This is a genomic window from Cyanobacteriota bacterium (assembly GCA_025054735.1).
Taxonomy (GTDB): Bacteria; Cyanobacteriota; Cyanobacteriia; order SKYG9; family SKYG9; genus SKYG9.
Genome location: JANWZG010000249.1, coordinates 1 through 5,921, shown reverse-complemented (window position 1 = coordinate 5,921; position 5,921 = coordinate 1). Strand labels below are relative to the sequence as shown.

Sequence of the window (5,921 nt, the reverse complement as noted above, 5' to 3'; positions counted from 1 at the left end):
TCAACCTTTTGCTTAGTGGTCTGCATAATTTCTTCAATGATCTCAGTTAATGACAATGTAGCAGCAATCGTTCCTTTTCCACCAGTTCGATTGTGTAAGCTGGGTTGACGTAAGGAAACCCAGCGTCTTATCCTCTCACCAACTCCCAATCCTTTTCTGGGTTGGTGACACCACACCCGATCGCTCTTCTCTCTTGGGAGGACGATCGGGCTTTTTTGGGGAAGGAATGATTGCATTATGGAAGAGAGGGACGATCAGTTATGGTGGGATCAACCAGGACGAGATCTTGCCATGACCCAAGCCAACGACCTCTCCTCCCGTCTGAACCTTGTCGAAGACAACATCATCAATCTGCGGCTAGCCGCCAGTGCCCTATTGCAAGCGGTTGACAAAACCTCAGCCGACATTGCCGATTTGATTGAAGTCAGCCGCCACTTATCAGCCGCCACTTAATAGAAGTCAGCCGTCGCAACAGCGAACAAATTAACCGTAACAGCAAGCAAATCAGCATTCTCCAGAGTCTCAAGCTCGAACCGATGAAGCAATCCGTGATATTCGAGCTTCTACTGAACGGATGGATTGCTTGTTTTGATTACTTGATCCGCTGTGACCAAGGTAGATTGGACTGAGGACGATCGTCGTCGCTCTATAAGTTGGTTTGACCCAAGGAAATCCAGCAGCTTACCCACTCAGCAACTCCCAATTTTTCTCTAGGTTTAGGCTCGATAGTTTGGTGGCACTGTAGAGCAAAACAGAGCTTCTAAACGGATAGACATTGGGGTCACCTCGCTGAAGTTGTTGAATAAATTCCAGCTTATAGCGTTTTTCATCTCAGTGAGATACAGTATGTTGGCCACAACCTTTGGCTAGTGAGTTTTCTCGCTTGGATGGCGATCGCCACCCAGGTGTTTCACAACCACCACCCCGCAAGGGGACAGAAACTTCAAGGGCGCACAGCCGTGCGCCCCTACGGTCTGTTTCGCAACTACCACTATGCTGCGGGGGATTGAAACAAATCTTCGTGCTCTTCGTGCCTTTGTGGTCAAATTTCATAGTGGTCAAAACCGGCCCTGACACCGCCACCACTGGCTGGGCAACCCCCCTGACAGTCTGCTAGAGAGATGGTCAGACCTATCTTGAGCCACATTACTGATCAAAACCAGGTTGGATTTCATATGATGGAGGGGTCGATTAATGTCGATAAGGTTGGGGCAAGTTGGCGCTTGCCCTCTTCTTTTTTAGTTAGGCCAGGACTAGGATTTAGCAGTAGCGACCTGCTGTAATTGCTGGCAAGCCTTCTGAATTGCATCGATGCTGCCGGGGTTGACCAGACCGTAGTAGTCGAAGACGTAAACGCGATCGTTAGCTACTGCCCGTAACTGCTTCCAGAAGGGAGCCGCTTTGAGTTTTTCCACGGTGCCATCCCCCACATCCACCAAAATCAGCACTTCCGGATTAGCCTCTAGCACCTTCTCTGGAGAGAGGGTCACATAACCCCGCTGAGGGCTTTGTCCTTGCAGGTCAGCAGCTAGATTCTTGATTTGAAACTGGGTCAACAAGTCACCAGCCCAACTGGTTTTATTGGGAGACAGGATGGGTTGGGCACTGACTAACACCAGCGTAGACCCAGCGTTGGTAGGCTTGCTAGACAAGAAGGTTTGGTAGGCGTTAAGCAGCGGTTCTGGATCAGCTTGAATTGCTCTGGCCAAGTCGCGGGTGAGGGTTTGCAGGGCTTGCCAATCCCTAACTTCCGTCGTGAGGGTACGGATTCCCAGTTCCTTTAGCTTGGCTAAGATTTGGTCATGGAACCCGGCTGCCCCGATAACCAAATCTGGCTTTAGGGCCACAATTTTCTCCAGACTGGGTGGAGTTTGTCCTTCGCTGACACGGGGAATATCCTTCATGGCTGGATTTTTGGCCAACAAGCGACTGCCAGAGATGCCCACCAACTTGGTGCTATCCAAGCGGTGGATGATATCAGCAGAAAGGGAAGTTAGGGCAACTACCCTGGAGATTTCTGCGGCTGGGGCAGTGGGAGAGGCAGTGGTCTCAGGGGAAGAAGCTTGGGCTGCCGGGGATGACGAGTCTGGTGAGGCTGGTGACTGGCTGACGGGTTGGCTACACGCGATCGTCAACCAACTGAGCAGCAAACTAATCACTAGGAATTTCACAGGTTGCAGTTGCGTGGTCATGGATTTTTCCTCAGTCTTAGCGTCAGTTACAGGTGTGGCTTAATGGTCACGCATGGGATGATATGCACCCCATGCCTATTAGTTACTTCAAAATCGCCAAGTTAGTCCTGCCCGCAGGCTAATGCTGGGTTGGGCAAAGCGGCTAATATCCGCTGGTGTGGGGGAATTGAGCAGAGGACGCACATCGGAATAGAGGAAATATTGGCTATTCAGCAGATTGAATATCCCTACGTTCAAGGTCAGTAAGGGCGTAATGTTGTAGTAGCCTACTAAATCTAAAACGGTATAGCCTGATGGTGTGTAGGAGCCTGGGGGACGATCGCTGCGTAACCGAGGATCAGCCACGAAGGAGGTAATCAACTCTGCCCCCCACAGGTTTTCTGGAGCACGGTAGCGCAACCCTATTACTGCCCGTAAGGGGTCAACACTCTCTAGGGGTTGGTTCCTGATTAGGTCATCTCCTACAGTCCAGCCCAAGCTAGCCAGCAGGCTAAAGCCATGGGGTTCTGGACTAAAGCGATATTCCCCCCCAAACTCTAGGCCGTAGGTACGAGCTTGGCCAATATTTTGAGACTGGAATAAATTCACAAGGTTGCCGCCAATGAAGGTTGTGCCCGCCGCCGCGAACGTTTCAATAAAGTTGTTATAGCTGCTGTAGAAGCCAGTGAGGCTGAAGCTGCCTTGGGGAAACCTGCCCCGCACCCCCAGTTCAAAGGTATCGCTAGTTTCGGGGCGCAGATTGGGGTTAGAGAGGGTTTTATAGCGGAAGAAGGGACTAGCAAGGTTAGTAAAACCAGAGTTGATTTCGCTGTAGAGGGGCGATCGAAACCCACGGGCATAGCGACCTACGATCGTAATCTCTGGAGAGGCTTGCCACACAATACCTAGGTTGGGCGATAGGGCAGAGTCACTAAAATCAGATGCAACTACGTCGGGAGAGTTGCGCAAGTAGAGGGCATCAATCTGGGCATCTAGGTTGTAATAGTCAAACCGGAGACCTGGAATCAGCGTGAGGGTATCACTCAGGGTAATCTCATTTTGCAAGTAGATGCCAAGCCGAAAGGTATCAGAGTCGGGAAAGTCCTTGACGGGAAAGTTGTCAGGACCAATGACATTAGTAGTCAGGATAGGGTTGCCCGCTGCATTAAACTGAGTTTCTAGCCCGTTTCGCACCCGTTCGTTGCGCGTGCTAGAAATATCGAATCCATAGGTGAGACGATTAGCGACAGTACCAAGATTAAACGTACTTTGGAGTTGTACTTCACCCCCAACAACCCGATCGATGAAGCTATTGTTCAGATTCCGGAGGCGACGACGATCGACCCCTGCCCCAGTCCGCAAGAAGTCTTGGACACGTGACTCATTCACCCCAGCACTTTGGTAGTAAACCTGGATGCGGGCACCACTGAGAAATCCCTGGCTTTTAGGATCGTCAAACACGTAGCCTAGGCTAAAGCGATCACGATAGGTCGTTGCTCTCAGAGTTTCATCTCGGCCTTGAAAACCTGCTGGCCCCAACAGATTCGCCGCTGTGATGGGAGCAACGGTGAAATCATCGTCAGTTCTGAATGCTTCGGTCGTAAACTGCAAGGAACTGGTTTGATCAAACCGATAGATTAGCTTGCCTAACAGGTTGTTACGCCCGCTGAACCGATCGTCTACAAACTCGTTGCCCACTGGCACACGGGATTCTTGCCCATCTCGGCGCGTAAAGTTCAACAGCCCCTCTATCGCTCCCACCCGGAAAGCGGTGATACCAGTATTGACCCAACTCCCATCCACAGTTTCGAGATTGACAGACAAACTGCTGATGCTATTGCGTTGGAAGCGATCGAGTAAATCAGATGGCTCAACCGTGCGGAAGTTGACTACTCCCCCCAAGGCATCACTGCCGTAGAGAGCAGAGGCAGGCCCACGAATGATTTCTAACCGTTGCAGGCTCTCAATATCGACGTAATCCCTTCCTAGGGACGGCGTGCCAAATTGGAACTGATTGGGCACACGAACGCCGTCATTGAGGATGAGAACCCGGTTGCCGCCCAAGCCCCGGATGTTAATATCTTGCAGTCCATAGCGACGGTTATTACCCACAGACACGTTGGGTTCGTAGCGCACCAAATCCCGCAGATCCCTGACTAGCTGTTGATCAATGGTTTCAGCATCAATCACACTAATAGATCCAGGTGTCAGGCGTACTGGCCGGGGAGTGCGCGTGCCCGTAATGGTGATTTCCTCCTCTGGCAGCGCTTCTCCAGCGTCAGCAATGTCTGCATTCAAACTATAGGCCAAGCCTCCCGTCTTGAGAACAACCTCTGAGGTTGGTAGCCCACTCTTACCTGTCACCACAATCTGAATGCGATTACCCATCATCTGGGTGACTACAACTCTGGCGATGTCGTCGGCGGGGTTCTCTACCCTGAAGGTTTGACCATCGGGTAGGGCTAACACCGCGTTGGGAATATCTGCGATCAAGTCGTTGCCCTCTGCCCGAAATTTAGAAGCATCCACTGTCAGGGGTTTATTGTCAGCGGTGTCTAGGGTAATTTCTAGCTCTTGGTTGTTGCGCTGGACGCTAATCTTAGTGACCTGTACTGTGACCGCATCAATCTGCGATCGCCATTCCTGTAGAGTTGTGGCAGGACGGCTCTCAGAGCCTGATATAGCCGCCTGATAGTCTTGGAGGGTGGGAATTGGAGAACTCGGAAGGGGCAAGGCAGTGGGTGGAGAGAGGTTGGGTCGGCTGGTTAGTTGTGTGTCAGTCTGTTGAGAACTAGTTTCAGCAGTAGCATATCTAGCTTGCAAAAGAATCGCGATTGAAAAGCCACAGAGTGCCCACGCAGCACCCTTGAACATAAGGATGTAAGAGTTCATAGGAGATATCTAATTAATGTCGATTGGTCAAGACAAGATCAGTTGGCGCTGATCAACAGTAAACATGCTTATTGTAGAGGCAACTGACAAATTTCTTAAGCAAATTAAGAAATTTATTGCAAATTAATTCTATTAACGGGCGCAGAGCTGAAACCGATGGCAGGTTGTTGACGAGAACTCTATCTCAGGACTGGTTGGGGGTTGAGGCTGTTTTTGCTTCCAGAGCAGCTAACCGACTCCTCAGCTCTTGGTTGGCCTGCTTCAGCTCCTCTAACTCTTCTCGCAACTGTTTCACGGCTTTGTCAGATCCTGCCTGGCGTTGCACAGACTGGATGGCTTCTTCAGCAAGGCGACGAACTCGGCCATCGGGAGTTTGGTCAGCAAGGCTTTGGAGAATGCCGATCGCACGGGTGGTTTCCATTTGTCCCAGAGCGGAGCAAACAGCAACTTGGGTGAGGAAGAAAGTTTCACGGGCAAGCAGTTGCAGCCGATCTAGAATGCGGGTAACATCAGGTGCGGCCTGACCTGGAGAAATAGCGCCCAAGGCACGAATGGCAGCAAGACGTAAGGGTTGGGGTACACCTAGCTCTGTGTAGTCGAGAATTAGGTCTAGGGCAGCAACTGAGGTTTTGAGCTGACTAAGGCCACCAATGGCTCCAGACCGCACAATTTCGTTCCAACCGGAGCGGTTTTCTAGGGCTGTTTTGAGCAGCGCGATCGCCGATTTTTCTTGACTAGTGACGGTAGCAGCGATCGTACCCACAGCCCGCAGAGCAGCAGCTTCCACATAGTAACTAGGGTCACCTACCTCCGCCAAGGTCTTAACAGCCGTGTAGCTAGCGATTGTCTTAATCCCAG

General features: G+C 51.2%; 6 protein-coding genes. 2 read left to right on the top strand and 4 right to left on the bottom strand.

Features of this window, described 5'->3' with window-relative positions; all coding sequences use genetic code 11:
* The coding region (locus tag NZ772_12325; protein MCS6814335.1) for a hypothetical protein at positions 1–236 on the bottom strand (236 nt) is incomplete at its 3' end.
* A gap of 1 nt (position 237) precedes the next feature.
* Here NZ772_12325 and NZ772_12320 point away from each other — a divergent pair.
* The gene (locus NZ772_12320; protein ID MCS6814334.1) at positions 238–453 is read left to right on the top strand and encodes a hypothetical protein; all 216 of its coding nucleotides are present in this window, start codon (positions 238–240) and stop codon (positions 451–453) included.
* A 416-nt stretch (positions 454–869) separates the two neighbouring features.
* Positions 870–1,010 carry a hypothetical protein gene (locus tag NZ772_12315; GenBank protein ID MCS6814333.1) on the top strand — a complete coding sequence of 47 codons (141 nt, stop codon included), beginning with the start codon at positions 870–872 and terminating at the stop codon, positions 1,008–1,010.
* Between the two features lie 243 nt (positions 1,011–1,253).
* Here the strand turns inward: NZ772_12315 and NZ772_12310 are convergent, their stop codons facing one another.
* From NZ772_12310 to NZ772_12300, 3 genes are all read right to left on the bottom strand, one after another.
* Positions 1,254–2,192: an ABC transporter substrate-binding protein gene (locus NZ772_12310; protein MCS6814332.1), complete on the bottom strand. Its 939-nt coding sequence runs from the start codon at positions 2,190–2,192 to the stop codon at positions 1,254–1,256.
* Between the two features lie 87 nt (positions 2,193–2,279).
* On the bottom strand, positions 2,280–5,063 hold the full coding sequence (locus NZ772_12305; GenBank protein MCS6814331.1) for a TonB-dependent hemoglobin/transferrin/lactoferrin family receptor: 2,784 nt from the start codon (positions 5,061–5,063) through the stop codon (positions 2,280–2,282).
* A gap of 184 nt (positions 5,064–5,247) precedes the next feature.
* Positions 5,248–5,921 (bottom strand): HEAT repeat domain-containing protein (locus NZ772_12300; GenBank protein MCS6814330.1); only part of this gene is annotated, 674 nt, incomplete at its 5' end.